This is a genomic window from Pseudomonas sp. Marseille-Q5117, from assembly GCF_946901175.1.
Taxonomy (GTDB): Bacteria; Pseudomonadota; Gammaproteobacteria; order Pseudomonadales; family Pseudomonadaceae; genus Aquipseudomonas; species Aquipseudomonas iranensis.
In genome coordinates this window covers 60,401-77,875 of sequence record NZ_CAMPPP010000009.1, presented here as the reverse complement: position 1 = coordinate 77,875, position 17,475 = coordinate 60,401, and the positions used below count along the sequence as shown (strand labels likewise).

Annotated in this window: 15 protein-coding genes and 1 pseudogene; 4 read left to right on the top strand and 12 right to left on the bottom strand. The window is 58.4% G+C overall.

Annotated elements, in window-relative coordinates; all coding sequences use genetic code 11:
* Positions 1 to 36: 36 nt before the first annotated feature.
* Together OC605_RS15845 and OC605_RS15840 are read right to left on the bottom strand one after the other, a co-directional pair.
* A complete protein-coding gene (locus OC605_RS15845) occupies positions 37 to 3,795 on the bottom strand; it encodes a hypothetical protein (RefSeq protein ID WP_262138066.1) in 3,759 nt (1,252 codons plus the stop codon).
* A gap of 131 nt (positions 3,796 to 3,926) precedes the next feature.
* Positions 3,927 to 5,036 carry a PilT/PilU family type 4a pilus ATPase gene (locus OC605_RS15840; RefSeq protein ID WP_262138065.1) on the bottom strand — a complete coding sequence of 370 codons (1,110 nt, stop codon included), beginning with the start codon at positions 5,034 to 5,036 and terminating at the stop codon, positions 3,927 to 3,929.
* A gap of 109 nt (positions 5,037 to 5,145) precedes the next feature.
* On the opposite strand from OC605_RS15840, the gene OC605_RS15835 reads away from it, so the two are divergent.
* Entirely contained in the window at positions 5,146 to 7,695 is a 2,550-nt protein-coding gene (locus tag OC605_RS15835) for a PAS domain-containing protein (protein ID WP_186567155.1), read from the top strand.
* 40 nt (positions 7,696 to 7,735) lie between these two features.
* Positions 7,736 to 8,011 carry a peptidylprolyl isomerase gene (locus tag OC605_RS15830; RefSeq protein WP_262138062.1) on the top strand — a complete coding sequence of 92 codons (276 nt, stop codon included), beginning with the start codon at positions 7,736 to 7,738 and terminating at the stop codon, positions 8,009 to 8,011.
* A gap of 116 nt (positions 8,012 to 8,127) precedes the next feature.
* Here OC605_RS15830 and OC605_RS15825 read toward each other — a convergent pair whose 3' ends face one another.
* The 10 genes and pseudogenes from OC605_RS15825 to OC605_RS15780 all read right to left on the bottom strand — a co-directional run bounded on the left by OC605_RS15825 (position 8,128) and on the right by OC605_RS15780 (position 15,590).
* Positions 8,128 to 9,048 (bottom strand): sugar kinase, encoded by a 921-nt coding sequence (locus tag OC605_RS15825; protein WP_262138061.1) that lies wholly within the window; start codon positions 9,046 to 9,048, stop codon positions 8,128 to 8,130.
* Between the two features lie 123 nt (positions 9,049 to 9,171).
* Positions 9,172 to 10,385: pseudogene (locus tag OC605_RS15820) on the bottom strand (amino acid deaminase).
* Between the two features lie 38 nt (positions 10,386 to 10,423).
* A complete protein-coding gene (locus OC605_RS15815; protein ID WP_130901692.1) occupies positions 10,424 to 11,188 on the bottom strand; it encodes an IclR family transcriptional regulator in 765 nt (254 codons plus the stop codon).
* A 158-nt stretch (positions 11,189 to 11,346) separates the two neighbouring features.
* Positions 11,347 to 11,736, bottom strand: a complete 390-nt coding sequence (locus tag OC605_RS15810) for a RidA family protein (protein WP_016774497.1) — start codon at positions 11,734 to 11,736, stop codon at positions 11,347 to 11,349.
* A 31-nt stretch (positions 11,737 to 11,767) separates the two neighbouring features.
* On the bottom strand, positions 11,768 to 12,559 hold the full coding sequence (locus tag OC605_RS15805) for an amino acid ABC transporter ATP-binding protein (protein WP_262138059.1): 792 nt from the start codon (positions 12,557 to 12,559) through the stop codon (positions 11,768 to 11,770).
* On the bottom strand, positions 12,556 to 13,218 hold the full coding sequence (locus OC605_RS15800; protein WP_016774495.1) for an amino acid ABC transporter permease: 663 nt from the start codon (positions 13,216 to 13,218) through the stop codon (positions 12,556 to 12,558). The genes OC605_RS15805 and OC605_RS15800 overlap by 4 nt, the downstream gene beginning before the upstream one ends.
* A gap of 9 nt (positions 13,219 to 13,227) precedes the next feature.
* Entirely contained in the window at positions 13,228 to 13,890 is a 663-nt protein-coding gene (locus tag OC605_RS15795; RefSeq protein ID WP_024012746.1) for an amino acid ABC transporter permease, read from the bottom strand.
* A 50-nt stretch (positions 13,891 to 13,940) separates the two neighbouring features.
* Positions 13,941 to 14,789, bottom strand: coding sequence for a transporter substrate-binding domain-containing protein (locus OC605_RS15790; protein WP_016774493.1), 849 nt, complete (start codon positions 14,787 to 14,789; stop codon positions 13,941 to 13,943).
* A gap of 281 nt (positions 14,790 to 15,070) precedes the next feature.
* Complete coding sequence (locus OC605_RS15785; RefSeq protein WP_197890164.1) at positions 15,071 to 15,352, bottom strand: type II toxin-antitoxin system RelE family toxin; 282 nt, start codon at positions 15,350 to 15,352, stop codon at positions 15,071 to 15,073.
* Entirely contained in the window at positions 15,342 to 15,590 is a 249-nt protein-coding gene (locus OC605_RS15780) for a type II toxin-antitoxin system Phd/YefM family antitoxin (RefSeq protein ID WP_262138052.1), read from the bottom strand. Before OC605_RS15780 ends, OC605_RS15785 begins: the two co-directional genes overlap by 11 nt.
* A 248-nt stretch (positions 15,591 to 15,838) precedes the next feature.
* Between OC605_RS15780 and OC605_RS15775 the strand changes: the two genes are divergently transcribed.
* Positions 15,839 to 16,270 (top strand): thioredoxin family protein, encoded by a 432-nt coding sequence (locus OC605_RS15775; protein ID WP_071172255.1) that lies wholly within the window; start codon positions 15,839 to 15,841, stop codon positions 16,268 to 16,270.
* A gap of 115 nt (positions 16,271 to 16,385) precedes the next feature.
* Positions 16,386 to 17,462: a sensor domain-containing diguanylate cyclase gene (locus OC605_RS15770; protein ID WP_262138051.1), complete on the top strand. Its 1,077-nt coding sequence runs from the start codon at positions 16,386 to 16,388 to the stop codon at positions 17,460 to 17,462.
* The last annotated feature ends 13 nt before the right edge of the window (positions 17,463 to 17,475 follow it).

The window sequence follows — 17,475 nt, the reverse complement described above, 5'->3', positions numbered from 1 at the left end:
CGTTTTCACCTGACAGGGTGATGCCGGTGCCTGGGGTCAGCGAGGTTTGTTCAAAGTGATGACAACCGGCTCGCCAATGGCTTTGCCAGCACTGGCCTCCAGTGCGCCGCGAAGTACCGCCATGTTTTCATCGAAAGTGGCTTTGTCGGTGGCCAATTGACTCAACAACGAAGTAGCCAGCGCGAGCGAATCAGCGTTTTCAAAGGCCCTGGACGGCGCATGACAGTCAGTGCCAGCCTCCGATTGCGCCAAGCAACCGGCGCCCAGATTGAGCAGTTCGCTCACGTCCAGCCGCTGCCCGCTATCACTGGCGTGCACGGCATCGCTGGCATAGCCGACATCATCGGTTTGCGCACTGGCGTGGAACAGCTCATGAATCAGGTCGTCGGCTATCACGTCGTGGTTGAACCCCATGCTGACGAAATGTCTGTTGAGGTTTCGCGTGTAGATTTCGACGAAGGCGATTTCAGACTTGTCGCCCGCATCGGCATCTTTCCAGCGCTGGTAGTTGTCGGCATCGAACGAGGCGAGCGTATCGTTGATTTTCAGGCCATCCAGAATCATGTTACTCATCGAAAAACCCGCAAAGTCGAAGCGGATCAAACGCAGATAGTTGACCAGGCGATCAGTGGAAACCTCTGAGGGACTGCCGAACACAATCTTCATCAGCGACTCGCGATCGCGCTTGAAGTCATGTCGCTGGAACACCTCGATGGCATTGTCGATCTTCGTCCGCGCACGGGGCAGACTGTGTTCGATGAACTGGCGTGTATAGCTCGTCGGCAATGTTCGCGGTGAGTACGGCAGTTGCACCGGCGCGTGAAAGGCGAAATTGTCCAGTGCTTTGCCCCAGAGATTGCCACGACGATTCAATGCATACCATTTGTCGCCAGTGCGGGCTGCCAATACATTGATGGCGTCGCCAGCGACCCCGCGAGGTCGCCAACTACCCATCCCCAGTTGTGCAGAACTGGAAGCGTCGAGCAGATCATAGGATTGCCGGCGACCAGTGAATCTGTGCAACTGGCTATTCGCCTTGGCAATCAGATCGTGGCTGTTTTTGTTAAAACGCAACAAACCCTTGTGTACCAGTCTCCCGCCACTCTGCAGGCCAGAGGGCACGCCGTCGAAGGGATTGAAAAGCGAGATGGCCGAAGTCAGCGCCAAGCGGGTGAAGCGCGCGGCCCTGGCAGTAGTGGAAATGGCATTGGCGGAAATACTCAGCACTTTCGAGCTGGCGCCAGCGACCGTTCCCACCAGCCCGATGCCATCCATCAGACAACCGTAAAACCCGTCGACCATTTTGTTGTGGTCGCCCGAGACAATGTCCTCGATGCATTTCTTGAACGGTACGAGCAGGTCGATGAAGTACGTCAACAGTCGCTCGCCCTCGTCTTTGGAAAGTTCGAGTGCAGTCGGTATGCGCACGAGTTCTGTTAGTTCGCTGCTTTTCAGGAACGGACGGTTATGCACCAGAAACCCTGCGATGCGCGCGATCGCCGGATCATTGAATTTCTGGTAGAAGCCGGGCTTCGGTGCCGAAAAATGCATCGGCGCTTCTAGTTCACCGAAGTAATCGATGATCGCCATGCTGCTGGTAGCCAAAGTGTCTTCGGCTGCTGCGTGGGTATAGCGTTTGATGTTCAACGGCAGGCTTTGAGTTGCGGTGCGACTCAGGGGCAGCGTCATGTTGGCGCTGGCACTCATCCGCGAGCGCTGCAGGAGCTTGCGCTCGCGTTTGATGAGAGCTCCCAGGGCGTCATTTTTTCGGGTTTCCGCACGCGAGGTGAATAACTCATAACAGAGCTCAGCGTTTTCATGGGACGCATACATCACAATGCCGAAGCGTCCTGTGGCGGCATCTCTGCTTTGTTGTGTTTCTTGTTCGAGCCCCAAACTCAAAGGGCCGCCGGCTCGACGCGTAGTGACATAGGATGCAGATCCGCGCACGGTGAAAAAATGTATGTCGGCATTCATGAACACCTGCAGATCTGCTTCCGGCATGTGCGCCAACGCCAGTTTGACGGCAGTCAGCATCCCGCTGTTCAGCTCTTTGAAATGCGCCGCCAGTTGGCGCTCCATTTCTTCTTCACAGGATTCAAGCGTTAGCAGCCCCGGATAACGCTGATAAAGACTGACACCTGAAGGATTGTAGTTGATGGCCGGTTGCGGCAATCCGTTGACGATCAGTCGCACAGTGCGTCTGTCCCACAGGCCAGTCACCATGTCGCCCGATTGATGCAGATCGACCATCGACATGATTTGCTGCCCGCCTTGCTCGGAAAGCGCTTTCTCGTCGAGGGTGGCGCAACCTGGCGCGGCTTTTTTCAGTTGAGTCCGGGCTATTTCTGCACGATTGGGCAACGGTGCTGAGAATGCCCGGGCTACCTGGGCGAATTGCTCCGAATGTTGCTCGAAGGCCTGCAGTGCAAGCTTTGTACAGGCCTCTTCTGATTGTTCGAGTTCAGCCCGGGCAATAATCCGGTTCAGCAATGCCCAATCGACAACCGGGTCGATCATCGCCAGATCCCGCAAATGTTTCTGCGCTTCACTGACTGCCTCCAGCTCGCCATAGGCAATGATCTGCGCATGGGTCATGACCCGCGAAGCTCCGGCCTTCGCTGCTTCAACCAGCACCACCGCACGAGTAAGGTTGATCCAGGCAATCGAGCCGAGCGTGACCGTGGCCGGCACTTCCCTGACGAGAAACTCCGGCGCGCTCCGAGCCAGAAGCAGGTGCGCGACCAAGGGCGCCAGGCCCCGATCAACCCAGCGCTTGTTCCTTACAAATTCGGCGTATTCGTTGCGAATCTCTGACGGATGACGTTCAAGGTTGGCAGGCGAATACAGATCACGGCGGTTAATCAATTGGTTGTTGCCAATGGATGGGTCGAGGTCGAGCAACACCGCGGTTATCAACAACTGGCGAAGGGTCTCTTCGGAGACCGACTGCCCCTCATTGACGCCATACCAACCCAGCTCTTCAAGATAACTTCCAGCCAGTCTGAGCGCGATCGGATGTTCCACGCATTCAGCAATTCGCTGCGCTGCATTCTCAGGCGATATAACGGGGCGGCCGGACACATTGTATAAAGCCGTCAGCAGTTTGCGCTTTGGCATCAACTTCGTCGTAGCCTTGCGAATTTCCGCGAACTGCGCTTCGGTTAATGCCGCCAACACATCATTAGTCTTTTGAAAGTATTCCCAGTAATCTCCCGGCTCTTTGACTTCAGGTGCGAATCTGAACAGGCCGATCAGATTCCTGACCTTGGCGTTGTTTTCAGGCAAGTCGATCTCGTGAAACTTGAACCATTGATCGAGAGTTACAGCCAAGTCGGGCCATATAAAACCGCCGGCTACTTTTGCTATATCCGAAATTACCGCCAATGCAGATTGTGTCGGCTGACTGAATTCAAAGTGACGCGCCGCGACCAGATCTACCCAACCTCTTTCGGCGCGGACTTCCATCTTGCCCTCTGCCGATGCTCGTATCAGTCCGTCATGATCGCGCGCCTCTTCGCGGGCAAGTGCACCGACGACCGGGCCAGTTTCGAGCAACTCCGCAAGCAGAAGCCTGCCGGGGTTATAGATATCGTGAAGTGAAGAGCCCGGCTGCAGTTCTACTTCTCGCGCATACCAGTTGATTATTTGATCATCGCTATGTTCATCCAGCGCTTGCTCAAGGTGCATCAATACCTGTTCACGCTCAATCGCATCTGCTGCGGATTGATATTGCCAGCCTGCCAAAGTAACTTTTGCAGGGCGGAATCTCTTGTCTTTCTTCAAGTCAATCATTAAAAGCCTCATCAAACCAACTGGCTGACCATTCAGCCTGATGAGGTTTTATCCAGTTCGACGCTAGCGATCCATAGATTAAATATAAAGCAGTGTTGCGACATGCAACTTGAATCGTTGCAAGCTACTCGTCAGTCGATCAAGCCCCATTCTCCTATAGTTGAATCGCCTGCCCCTTTTTGATCGCCCTGAAGTTTGATTCGCAACTTGAGGTTATTCACCGAATCGGCATTCTTCAGGGCTTCCTGCTCGCTGATTGCGCCTTCTGCATACAACGCAAACAGTGCCGCGTCAAATGTCTGCATACCGAGTTCGGCTGACTTTTCCATCATCGGCTTGAGCTCTTCGAACTGACCGCGTCGGACCAGATCAGCGATGGTCGGTGAGCCCAGGAGAACTTCGACTGCCGCCCGCCTTTGACCATCAGCGGTACGCACCAGGCGCTGCGAGACAAAGGCTTTCAAGTTGTTGCCCAATGTCTGCAAAAGCTGCTCGCGCTTCTCCTCGGGAAACATATTGATGATGCGATCCAGTGCCTGATTGGCATTGGTTGCATGCAGCGTCGACAACACAAGATGGCCAGTATCAGCGAATGACAGCGCATGCTCCATGGTTTCGCGGTCACGGATCTCACCAATCAATACAACATCCGGAGCCTGGCGCAGAGTGTTCTTCAAAGCCGCATGAAAGCTTCGGGTATCTACGCCGACTTCACGCTGATTGACGATCGAGCGCTTGTGCCGATGGATATATTCGATCGGGTCTTCGATCGTCACGATGTGTCCGGCACTGTGGCGGTTACGGTGATCGATGAGTGCCGCCAGTGAAGTCGACTTGCCTGAACTGGTCGCGCCGACAAAAAGAATCAGGCCACGTTTGAGCATCACCGTTTCCAGCAGCACCGGCGGCAGCTTCAGGTCTTCGAATCGCGGGATGTCGACCTTGACGTTGCGGATCACGATCGAAACGTCGTTGCGCTGCTTGAAAATGTTCACCCGGAACCGCCCGACGCCCGTTCGGGAGATTGCCAGGTTCATTTCCAGATCCCGGTCGAACTCCCGGCGTTGCTCGGCGTCCATCAGGGAGGCGGCGATGGCCGCGGTTTCGCCGGGTTTGAACGGCTGATCGCTGAGCGCCGTCAGCACGCCATCAATGCGCGCGCTCGGCGCTGCGCCGGTAGAGAGGAATAGATCCGAGCCGTTTTTTTGCGACAATATTGACAACAGTGCATCGATTTCCATGGCTGAAAGCACCCGCGAAGCATTGAATGAGCAAATTTGGCCGACGCTTGGCGCGGCTCCTGCAACAATGATAGACCCCGTCTCACCGAACCACGCTCAGGATTGAAACATGAATGCTGTATCCACCACCGATGACGCTCAGGCCCTGATTGCCCGCACCGACTGGAGCCGCAGCCCGCTGGGCGCCGCCGGCACCTGGCCGCAGAGCCTGCGCACGGCGGTGGACATCGTGATTCATTCGCCGATGCCGATGCTGCTGTTATGGGGTCCGCAACTCACGCAGATCTACAACAATGGCTTTGCCCTGCTCGCTGGCAGCAAACATCCCGAAGCCTTCGGCCAGCCGACGCATGAGGTCTGGCCGGAAGTGCGGGATTTTGCCGAGCCGATTTACCAAGCGGTGCTGCAGGGCCAGGTGCGCAGCTTCAGCGAACAGCGGTTCAGCGTGCAGCGGGACGGCGAAAAAACCGATTTCTGGCTGGATCTGACCTACAGCCCGATTCGCGATGAAACCGCACAGGTGGCCGGGATATTGATCACCGCCATCGAAACCAACGAGCGCCGACGCATTGCCCTGGAATTGCAGCGTCGCTCAGAAGAAAGCCTCAAGGCCCAGCGCCAGTCCGAGGAGCGTCTGCAACTGGCCCTCGCCGCCACCGACGCCGTCGGCACCTGGGATTGGGACATTGGCGAAGACCGTTTCATCGCCGATGCGCACTTCGCCGAATTGCATGGCGTCGATCCGACCCGGGCCGGGCAACTGCCGATCAGCGAATACATGCACGGGGTGCACCCCGAAGACCGCGCCATGGTCGCGCGCGGCATCAAGTACTGCATTACTCATGGCACCGAGTACGCAGAGGAATACCGCTTGTTGCAGGCCGATGGCACGCTGCGCTGGGTGTTCGCGCGCGGGCGTTGCTACAAGGATCATCATGGGCGGCCGATGCGCTTTCTCGGCGCGGCGCTGGACCTGACCGAACGCAAACATACGGAACAGGCGCTGCGTCAGAGCCAAACCGAATTGCAGTTGATCATCAACGCCATGCCGATCCTCATCAGCTACGTCGACGCCGAAGAACGTTTTCGCCTCAACAATGCAGCGTATCTGGACTGGTACGGCCTCACACCGCAGGAGTTGTATGGGCGCACGATCCGCGAAGTCATCGGCGAAGAGGCGTATTTCCTGCGTGCGCCGTACATCGCCGAAGCACTGGCCGGGCGCTCCTGTTCCTTCAGTTTCTACACGCCGCACCGCGATGGCAGCACCCGTCATGCCCTCATGAATTATCTGCCGCGACATGGCGCAGACGGTGCAGTGAATGGCTTCTACATCTTTGTCATCGACGAAACCGAGCGCAAGAAAACCGAGGAAGCCCTGCGTAATCTCAACGAGACCCTCGAAGAGCGGGTCAGCGCGCGCACCGAGCAACTGGCGCAGGCCAACGAGCGCTTGCAGAACGAGATGTTCGAACGCGAGCGCGCCGAAGACGCCTTGCGCCACGCGCAGAAGATGGAAGCTGTCGGCCAGCTCACCGGCGGCATCGCCCATGACTTCAACAACATGCTCACCGGTATCATCGGCAGCCTCGACTTGATGCAGCGCTATATCGCCAACGGTCGCGCCGACGAGATCGGCCGTTTCACCGAAGCGGCGGTGTCGTCGGCCAACCGCGCGGCCGCGCTGACGCATCGCTTGCTGGCCTTCTCGCGGCGCCAGTCGCTGGACCGCAAGCAACTGCACGTCAACGAACTGGTGCATTCGCTGGAAGACCTGATCCGCCGCACCAAGGGCGATGCGATCGAGCTGCAACTGCGCCTGCCCGAAGATTTGTGGCCGGTGAGTACCGACGTCAGCCAGCTGGAAAATGCCCTGCTCAATCTGGTGATCAATGCCCGCGACGCGATGCCCGAAGGCGGCACGTTGCTGATCCAGACCGCCAACGTGTATCTCGACAGCAGCGACATCACCATTCTCGAGCCGGTGAAGGCTGGGGAATACGTAATGCTCGCGGTCAGCGATAACGGCACCGGCATGACTCCATCAATCCGTTCCAAGGCGTTCGACCCGTTTTTCACCACCAAACCGATCGGCCAAGGCACCGGGCTCGGCCTGTCAATGATTTATGGTTTCGCCCAGCAGTCCGGCGGCCATGTCAGCCTCGAAAGTGTGCCGGGGCAAGGTACTTGCGTACGTCTGTACTTGCCGCGTTTGCTTGAGCCAGCGCCCGAATTCTCGTCTGTGGAGAAAGCCGAACCGATTGCCGCTTCATCTTCGGGCGAGACCGCGATCGTGGTCGAGGACGATCCGGCGGTGCGCATGCTGGTGCTCGATCTGCTCAAGGAACTGGGCTACACCACCTTCGAAGCGGAAAACGCCACGAACGCCCTGCCCCTGCTCGAATCCGCACAACGCGTCGATCTGCTAGTCACTGATGTCGGGCTGCCGGGCATGAACGGACGCCAGTTGGCGGAGATTGCTCGCCAACATCGTCCGGGGCTTAAAGTGCTGTTCATGACCGGTTACGCGCAGATTGCTGCCGAGCGTCAGGGCTTTCTTGAAGAGGGCATGGACATGGTCGCCAAGCCCTTTGTCCTTGAAGTGCTGGCGAGCAAGATTCGCAAGTTGAGCAACCCGACCCCGCGACTTGAGGCATAATCGCGCGCCCCGCTGTCACCCCGTTATCAGGTATTGCACGATGAAAGCCCAAGCCCGCCACATTCTGGTGAAAACCGCCGAAGAGGCCGAACAACTCAAACAGCGCATTACCAAGGGCGAAGCGTTCGATGTGCTGGCGAAGAAATTTTCCACCTGCCCGTCCGGCAAACGCGGCGGCGACCTGGGCGAAGTGCGGCCGGGGCAGATGGTCGGCGCGATTGATGCGGTGATTTTCAAGAAGCCGCTGCGCACCGTGCATGGGCCGATCAAGAGTAAGTTTGGTTATCACCTGGTGCAGGTGTTTTATCGGGATTGATCGGCTGGCTGCCGGGCTTCTTCGCGAGCAGGCTCGCTCCCACATGTCGACCAAGTTTTCATTGTGGGAGCGAGCCTGCTCGCGAACCGATTGCGCAGCAAGCGGCCATTCTCTGATTACCTGGGGATCAGCGCTCCAGGCACCTGTATCACCCGACTGGCCAATTCATGTCCCGCTTGCGCCGCCTCTGCCGGACTGCCACCGAGCAAGCGCCTCGCCAGATACGCCGCACTGAACGAATCCCCCGCCGCCGTGGTGTCGACAACCTTGTCGACCTTGTGCGCCGGCACTTCAAACGCCTCCCCCTGACAACGAATCAGACACGCCTCGGCACCGCGCTTGAGCACCACTTCCGGCGTGCCGATCTGTGCGTACGTGGCAAACACCTCAGCGCAATCGGCAAACCCGAACAATGCCTGTTCGTCATCCACCGTCAGCAACGCCAGATCGACATAAGGCAGGACGCTGCGATACGCCGCGCGCGCCTCTTCCACCGACGCCCACAAGCGTGGGCGGTAGTTGTTGTCGAAAACGATGCGTGCGCCGCGCTGCCTGGCTTCTATCAGGGTCTTGGTCAGTCGGGCGCGGCCTTGCATTCCGAGTACGGCGAGGGTGATCCCACTGAAATACAGCACGTCGTAGTCCGGCAACGCCACGAGGATCGGCTCGGCCGCGGGGGTGGTGAAGCAATCGCGCACCGCCGCTTCGTTGCGCCAGTACAGGAAGCGCCGCTCGCCGTTGGCGTCGGTCTGGATGCAATACAGACCGGGCAGCCGACCGGGCAAGCGCTGCACCAGATCGAGGCCGATGCCTTCGCTGCGCCAGATCTGGCACATGGCGTCGCTGAAACTGTCATCGCCCAGCGCGGTGACGTAATCGACTTGCGCCTGGTCGCCCATCGCGCGGGACAGGTACACCGCCGTGTTCAACGTATCGCCACCGAAGCTTTGCTGCAGACTGCCGTCGGCGCGCTGCTGCAGTTCGATCATGCATTCGCCAATCAGGGCGATGCGTGGGGTGTTGCTGAGGATTTTCATCGGGTGGGATCTCGGGTGGTTCAGTGGTGCTGCGTTGGAGCAGGCTCGCTCCCACAATGGAACGCATTGATCTTGTGGGAGCGAGCCTGCTCGCGAATAGCCGCCGCAACGCAATCTCAAGCCTTAGAAACAAGTCTCCATGGTCTCGATGACCGCCATCTGCTCATCCACCAGCAACCCAACACGCCATTTATCGAACGTCAGGCACGGGTGCGATGTACCAAAGGAAATGATGTCGCCGACCCGCAGTTCTACACCCGGCGCTACGGTCATGAACGCATGCTGATCCATCACCGCCGTGACCTTGCACGCGCCGACATCATCCCCCGCCGCCGGCACCACACCGGCCTTGTAGCGCAACAACGGCACCGGCAAACCGGCATCGAAGGCGACATCGCGCTTGCCCAGGGCGATCACCGCAAAACCCGGTTCCGGCAGCGACTGCACATGAGCCCAGACTTCCAGCGCCGGGCGCAGGCCTTCGTGCAGGTCGCTGCGGCGGTCGAGCACGCAGCACTGCGCCTCTTTGTAGATGCCATGGTCGTGCGCGACATAACTGCCCGGGCGCAACACGCTGAGGAAGCGGCCAGCGGCGTTCTGGGTTTCGAAGGATTCGGCGATCAAGTCGTACCAGGCCGAACCCGACGCAGTGATGATCGGTCTGGCGATGGCAAAGGCGCCGCTGTCCTGTAGCTGCACCGCGAGGCGAACCAGCGACGCGGCGAATTCGCGAATGCCACTGACCGCATGATCGCCATGAATCACGCCTTCGTAACCTTCGATGCCGGTCAGGGCCAGTGCCGGCTGCGCATCGATGGCCTTGGCCAGCTCGATGACTTCCTGCTCGCTGCGGCACCCGCAACGGCCGCCGACCACGCCGTATTCGATCATCACGTTGAGCTTCACTCGCCGCGAAGCGAAGTAACTCCCGAGGTCGGCGACGTTGTCCGGGTGGTCGACCATGCAATGGAAATCGAACGTCGGATCGGCGAGCAGATCGGCAATCAACGCCATGTTCGGCGTACCGACCAACTGGTTGGCCATCAACACCCGGCGCACGCCGTGGGCATAAGCCGCGCGGGCCTGGGTGGCGCTGGCGAGGTGATTCCCCAAGCGCCGGCGTCAAGCTGTCGTTTGAACAGTGCCGGGGTCATGCTGGTTTTGCCGTGGGGCGCCAGTTCGGCGCCGCTGTCGCTGACAAATTTCTGCATCCAGCGAATGTTGTGCTCCAGCGCCTCGCGGTGCAGCACCAGCGCCGGCAGGCTGACGTCGCGGGTCAATTGCGCGCCGATGACGGCGTCGCCTTTTTCTACGGCAGAGTTGATGGCAGTGGTCATGGTCCAATCCTCACAGACGCGGCCGCAGGCAGCCACGGTTATTCGTTGATCCGCCGGGCGAGGCTGTTGGCGCTCTCGATCAGCACCCGGCGATAGTCGTCGTAATTGTTTTTCGCATCGGCGCGCGGGGCGACGATGCACAACGTGCAAATGGCCACGCCCTGCCGGTCTTTGACCGGCGCGGCGAAGCAATGGGTGAAGGTGTCGGCGACGCTGTCGAAGGAGAAGAAGCCATCGCTGCCGGCCTGACGAATCTCCGCCAGAAAACGGTCCAGTGGCAGGCGTTCGCCGTCGGGCAGGATGTAGTCGTCTTCGTCGATCAGGTCGATGATCTGTTGATCGCTCAAGTGCGCGAGCAACAGACGCCCGGAAGCCGTCCACGGGATCGGCGCGTTTTCGCCGATATCCGATGAGATGCGGAAATGCCGCTCGCCCTCCTTCATCAACGCCACCGTGTATTTGCGCCCGTTGAGCAGACACATCTGCGCGGTTTCGCGGGTCTGGCTGACGATCTCCTGCAAAGCGTGATCGGCCTCGCGACTGAGGTCGAAATGGCGCAGATGCGCCTGACCAAGGAAGTACAACTGGCGGCCAAGGTAGACGTGGCCGTCCTTGCCCACCGGCTCGAGAATCCGTCGCTCCAGCAAGGACGCGACCAGTTCGTAGACCGTCGATTTCGGACTGCCGATGCCATTGGCGATGTCGTTGGGACGCAGGGGCTGGCCGATTTCCTTGAGAAAATCGAGGATATCGAACGCCCGGTCCAGACCGCGTGCCCGGCGCTTGATGGTGTCTTCGGTCATGTCAGTGGTTTCCATTCAAAGTCGCCGGGAGTTTACAGCCAATGATCGTTCCCATGCTCCGCGTGGGAATGCCTCACCGGACGCTCCGCGTCCGCTTTTGGGACGCAGAGCGTCCCGGGCTGCATTCCCACGCAGAGCGTGGGAACGATCGGCGTGTATCAGGCCTTCTTCTTGTAGGCAATGCAGTCAATCTCAACCTTGCAATCAACCATCATGCTCGCCTGCACACAGGCCCGCGCCGGGGCGTGTTCGGGTTTGAAATACTCGGCGAAGACCTTGTTGAAACTGCTGAAATCCCGTGGATCGTCCAGCCAGACTCCGGCGCGGACCACATCTTCAAGGCCATAACCAGCCTCTTCGAGAATGGCGATCAGGTTCTTCATGGTCTGGTGGGTCTGTTCGACAATGCCACCAACGATGATCTCGCCGTCCACCGCCGGAACCTGGCCGGACACATGCAGCCAGCCATCCGCTTCAACTGCGCGGGCGAATGGACGAGGCTGGCCGCCGGCGGCGGTGCTGCCGGTGCCGTAACGCGTAATGCTCATGGGTGTTTCTCCTGATTGCAAAAGTACAGATTCAAAACCGCGTGCTTTTGAGAAATTCCGCCAGACGCGGCGATTGCGGGCGTTCGAACAGTTCCTTGGGAGGCCCCTGCTCTTCGATTCGCCCTTGATTCATGAAAACGATCTTGTCCGAGACCTCGAAGGCGAAACGCATTTCGTGGGTCACCAGCAACATGGTCATGCCGTCCTCGGCCAGCCCTTTGATCACGTTGAGCACCTCACCGACCAGTTCCGGGTCGAGGGCCGAAGTGACCTCATCGAAGAGCATCAGGCTCGGGTTCATCGCAATCGCTCGGGCAATCGCCACGCGTTGTTGCTGGCCGCCGGACAACTGACCGGGAAAGTGATTGCGCCGCTCCAGCAGGCCAACGCGCTCCAGCCATTTTTCCGCGAGCACCACGGCTTCGTCCTTGTGCATCTTCTTCACTTTGAGCAGGCCCAAGGTGACGTTCTGCAACGCGGTCAGGTGCGGAAACAAGTTGAATTGCTGGAAGGCCATGCCGGTCATCGCACGATGCCGGGCAATGACCTTTTCCGGGTGACGCACGCGCTTACCGTTGACCTCGTCGTAGCCGATGGACTCGCCGTCGAGCAGGATCTGCCCGCCCTGGAATTCTTCGAGCATGTTCACGCAACGCAGCAGAGTGGTTTTGCCCGAACCGCTGGAGCCGATCAGCGTGACGACATTGCCGCGCTGCATGCTCAGGTCGACACCCTTGAGCACTTGCACCGCGCCGTACTGTTTGTGCAGGCCGCGAATGTCCAGCAATGCCTGATCCTGTGAAGCAACTTGAGCTTGAGTCATGGCAGGGCCACCCGCTTTTCAATGTGCCGGCCGAGTAATTCGATGCCGTAGTTGATGACGAAGAACAGAAAACCGGCGAACAGGTAGAACTCCAGGGTCATGAAGTTCCGGGCGATGATCTGTTGCGTGCTGAGCAGCAATTCGGCGACGCCGATCACCGAGAGCAAGGTCGACGCCTTGACGATTTCGGTAGACGAGTTGACCCAGGTTGGCAGGATCTGCCGCAGCGCCTGAGGTAACAGTACGTAGCCGAGGGATTGGTAGAACGTCAGGCCGATGGCTTTCCCCGCCTCCATCTGCCCGCGCGGCAAGGCTTGCAGCGCACCACGAACGATTTCGGCGACGTGCGAGCCGCAAAACAGTGTCAGGCCCAGGGCTCCGGCCTGAAACGCACTGATCTGCCAACCGAGCGCCGGCGCCATATAAAAGCAGGCCAGCACCAATACAAACACCGGCGTGCCGCGAATCAGATCGACGTACAGCCGAAACGGCGCGCGCATCCAGAATCTGCCGTAAGTCAGGACCAGGCCGGCAACCACGCCGAGCATGGTGCCCAACACAATGGCCAGCGCCGAGACCTGCACGCTGGTCAGAAAGCCCTGCCACAACGGCTCGCGCGCGACCCACAATTCATGCAACCAACTGGGAGATTCGTACATCGCAGCCTCCTATCGGCGGATCGCCAGACGCTGCTCGAGGTAACGCAGCAGCATGGCAATGAGGTAACAGGCCGCGACATATAACGCCGTTGTCACCAGCCAGGTTTCGATCACCCGGTAGCTTTCGACGTTGATCTTGCGCGCGTAATAGGTCAGCTCCGGCACCGCAATCGCAGCCGCCAGCGAAGTGTCCTTGAACAGCGAAATGAAGTTGTTCGACAGCGCCGGCAGCACATTGCGCAGCATCACTGGCACGGTGACGTAAGCCTTGACCTGCCATTCACCGAGACCGATTGCCAGCCCGGCTTCGCGCTGACCCTTCGGAATGCTCAGCAAGCCGCCACGAAAGACTTCGGTCAGGTACGCGCCGGCATACAGCGACAGCGTGATGATGAACGAAGGAATCTTGTCCAGACGAATGCCAAGGCTGGGCAGTGCAAAGTAGATCAACAGAATCAACACCAGAATCGGCGTGTTGCGTACCACCGTGACGTACACCGAGGCCAGCACCCGCAAGGCGCGATGCTTCGACAGCAAGGCGAACGCCATCAGCAGGCCGATCACGCAGCCGATGGCGATCGACACCAGCGCCAGCTGCAAGCCCAGACCGAGCCCCGCCAGCAAGGTGTCGAAATCGCGCCACACGGCGGCAAAGTTCAACTGATAGTTCATGGTCAGCGGTACCTTGAGCGGGGCGACGGTATCGCCCCACTCTCACGGGATCATTTGAATTCGACTGGGAAACCGATGGCTGGAGATGGCAGATCAACACCGAACCATTGTTTGAACGAAGCGGCATAGGTCGGGAACTCAACCCCGGTCATGGCTTCATGCAGCGCGGTGTTGACGAAGTTCAGCCAGTCCTGATCGCCACGTTTGACGGCGCAAGCGTAAGTCTGCGGGCTCCAGGCGTAGCTCGGGCTGCGGTAGCGGCCAGGGTTCTGCACCATCAGGTATTTGACCGACGACTGATCGGTGGCGGCGGCATCGGCGCGGCCGGAGTTCACCGCCTGGTACATCAGGTCAACGCTGTCGTACTGATCGACCTTGGCTTTGGGTAATGCCTGATGCACCAGTTCTTCGGCGTAGACGTTCTGCAGCACCGCAACGGTGACGTCATCGCCCGCCGCCTGCAGGTCTTCGATTTCCTTGTACTTGCTGTTGTTCGGCAACAGCAGGCCGACGCCTTCGCGGTAGTACGGCAGGGTGAACGCGACTTGCTGCGCGCGGCTGGCGGTGACGGTGATGAACTGGCAGCTCATGTCGACCTTGTCGGTGAGCAGATTGGGAATCCGCGCATCGGACGACTGCACCACGAACTCGACCTTGCTCGGGTCGTTGAACAGCCCTTTGGCCACGATCCTGGCGATGTCGATATCAAAACCCTGCAACTTGCCGTCCGCGCCCTGAAAGTGCCACGGCGCATTGGTGCTGCCAGTGCCCACGATCAACTTGCCACGGGCAAGAACACTGTCGAGCTTGCTGTCGGCAGCCTGGGCCAGGCCCATGACCGAGGAAGAAGCTGCAAGAACAAAAACACACGCTTTGAACAACGAAGGACGGCGATGCATGGCAAGCACTCCAGAATTGTGTTTATTCCGCTATACCGGAACACGGTTTGTTACTACGGAATAGACAGCAGAAAGTGTGCCACAGGAATCAGGAGAAATCTGTAGTCGTATTGAATGCTTTGTTAATCAAGGAGATATGGACTTGCGGACCAATTGATCGGTCCGACCCAATACGCAGAAAGGTCCCTGCGATCACTAATGAAAGGGGTGGTTCGTTCCCAACTTGGGTCAGATGGCGTCGTGATGGTGCGAATCAGGGTTACAGTTGAGCAATACCTGTGTCAGCGGTTGAGTGCCTGCCTGTACACATCACCACCCTGCCGTTTCCCAACCGCTATCACCGTAACGACCAGTACCTCGTCCCTGACCCGATAGACCAACCGATATCCAGCGCTTCGAAGCTTGATTTTATAGGCGTTACACAATCCTTTCAGACGAGCCGCCGGAACGTGGGGATTTGCCAGCCTTTCAACAAGTTTATTTTTGAACTGCTCTCTGAGCTCCGACCCAAGCTTTCGCCACTCCTTCCAAGCCTTTTCAGAAAATTCCAGTTCATAGGTCATCAATGGATACCTTGATGGTCGAATCGTTTTCTCGCTCCTTGCAAAGGGCGATCAGTTCCAGATCCTCCAGGCGCTCCATCATTGCTTCATATTCCTTGGCAGGAACACAGTAGAAGGCCGGTTCGTTTCGATTAAGGATCGCCACAGACCGGCCTCCACCAGCTGCCACTGTACCCATAGGATTTTTTTTCAATTCGGAAATACTCGCTACGACGTGAGAAAGAACAATGTGCGTCATGAACTGTGCCTCTTGAAGTGCTCTGATTAGTGCTCAAAATAGCACTCCAAGTGATGCTCGGCGCAATGCATTGAGGTTATCACGCGGTTTCTTGTGAGGTTCCCGCATTGGTTGTCAGGTCTATCTGGCGTTCTTGTGCGATTAATCTCGTGTTGACGCACCCCACCTGTAATTTCTGACAGTAGACCGCGACGCCCCTGCTCCTTTAACGTCAAGGAGCCTACCCGCTCGTTGAAAAGGACCCTTCGATGAACGCCACAAACACAACTTCCGCGCTGGACCCGGTTTACCGCAAAGCCCTGAAAACCTGGCGTCCGGTCATTCTGTATTTCGCCAATGAACACTGCCCCGCCTGCGAATGGGCCGGGCCGGTCTTTCGGCAGATTGCCGAGCCTTACCGACTGCGCGCCAACATCTATATGCTCAACACCAGCCAATCGCCCAAGCACCCGAACGTCACGGGCACGCCAACAGTGCTGTTCTATAAAAACGGCAGGCTGCTGAAAAAGCTCAAAGGTATCGGCACCGAGGAAACCCTGGCGAGGGATATGGCCCGGCATGTCGGCAGGACAAAGGCTCCCGCAACGCCACGCAAACCTCACCATGATCTGGCATGGCTGAGGCGAACACTCAAGTCGTTGCGCACCGTCACTGGTTCGCGCCACCGGCTTCTGCGCTGAACCCGACCGGGATTGGACAACCCGCTGTCTGCCTGCTTTGCTGTTGAGCGAACACATTGCGCGCCGCCCGCCGGTTCGGGTGGTTGCCAGGAACGGCGCAGACAGCGGGATAAGCATGTTCGAAACCATTGAAGCGCAAGCGTTGAAGGAAACCGCGTCAAACAAGTTGAGGGAAGAGTTTCTCCAGCGCGAGTTCGAACGGCTCAAACCGTTCAGCCTGTTGATCTATGTGGTCAGCATTTTCATGTGGCTGCTGTTTGATCTGATCGTCAGTTTTCTCGGCGGCCAAGGCTTCACGTGGCGCTCGATGGCGTTTCTCGCTGGTTTCGCGCTGTTGACGGTGGTGCTCGGTTTTACGCGCAGGGCTAGCCATTTCGATGTGCTCACCCTGTTGCTGGTCCTGGGATTGACCGTCGGTGTGCGAATGATCGTCGACGGCCTCGCGCCTGCTTCGCACAGCTTGTGGCTGGTGCTGGCAGCAGCGAGCATGTTGTACAGCGTGTCGGTACTGCCGCTGCGGCGCTGGGCGTTCTTTGCGGTACAAGTTGTGATCTGGGTGATCCTCAACCCGTTTCTCGCCACCACTACCGAAATCACTGAACTGCGCGGCGTCCTGACTGCCTGCTACAGCGTGTTCCTCTGCGCGCTCACGGTGTACACCTTTTTGAAATTTCGTGAGGCCAAGCTGAACAACTACCTGATGTCGCGGCTGCTGCTGGATCAGGCCTACAACGACCCGCTGACGCAGATTCCCAACCGACGCTCGTTCATGACCCACGCAGGGCGACGGCTGCTGGCAAGCCCGCGCGAGCGCGATCATTACCTGATGATGATCGACATCGACAACTTCAAGAAGGTCAACGACACCTACGGGCATGACATCGGTGATGAGGTGCTCATTCGCGTCGCTGCCGATATCAAGACAGTGATGATTGCGTTTGACTACGCGCGTATGGGCGGTGAGGAGTTCGCGATCTATCTGGCGGGAGTGCGGCGCGAGGATGTTGAAAGCCTTGCCACGCAACTGTGCCAGTCAGTGCGTGAACAGCCCACCCAGCACCCGGTCACCATCAGCATCGGCATTACCCGGGTGGCTGAGGGTGACTCGTTGAATCAGGCGCTGATCAAGGCGGATGCGGCGTTGTACGCATCAAAGCATACGGGCAAGGACCGCTTTACGTTTCATCAGTAACAAGCGCAGCGAC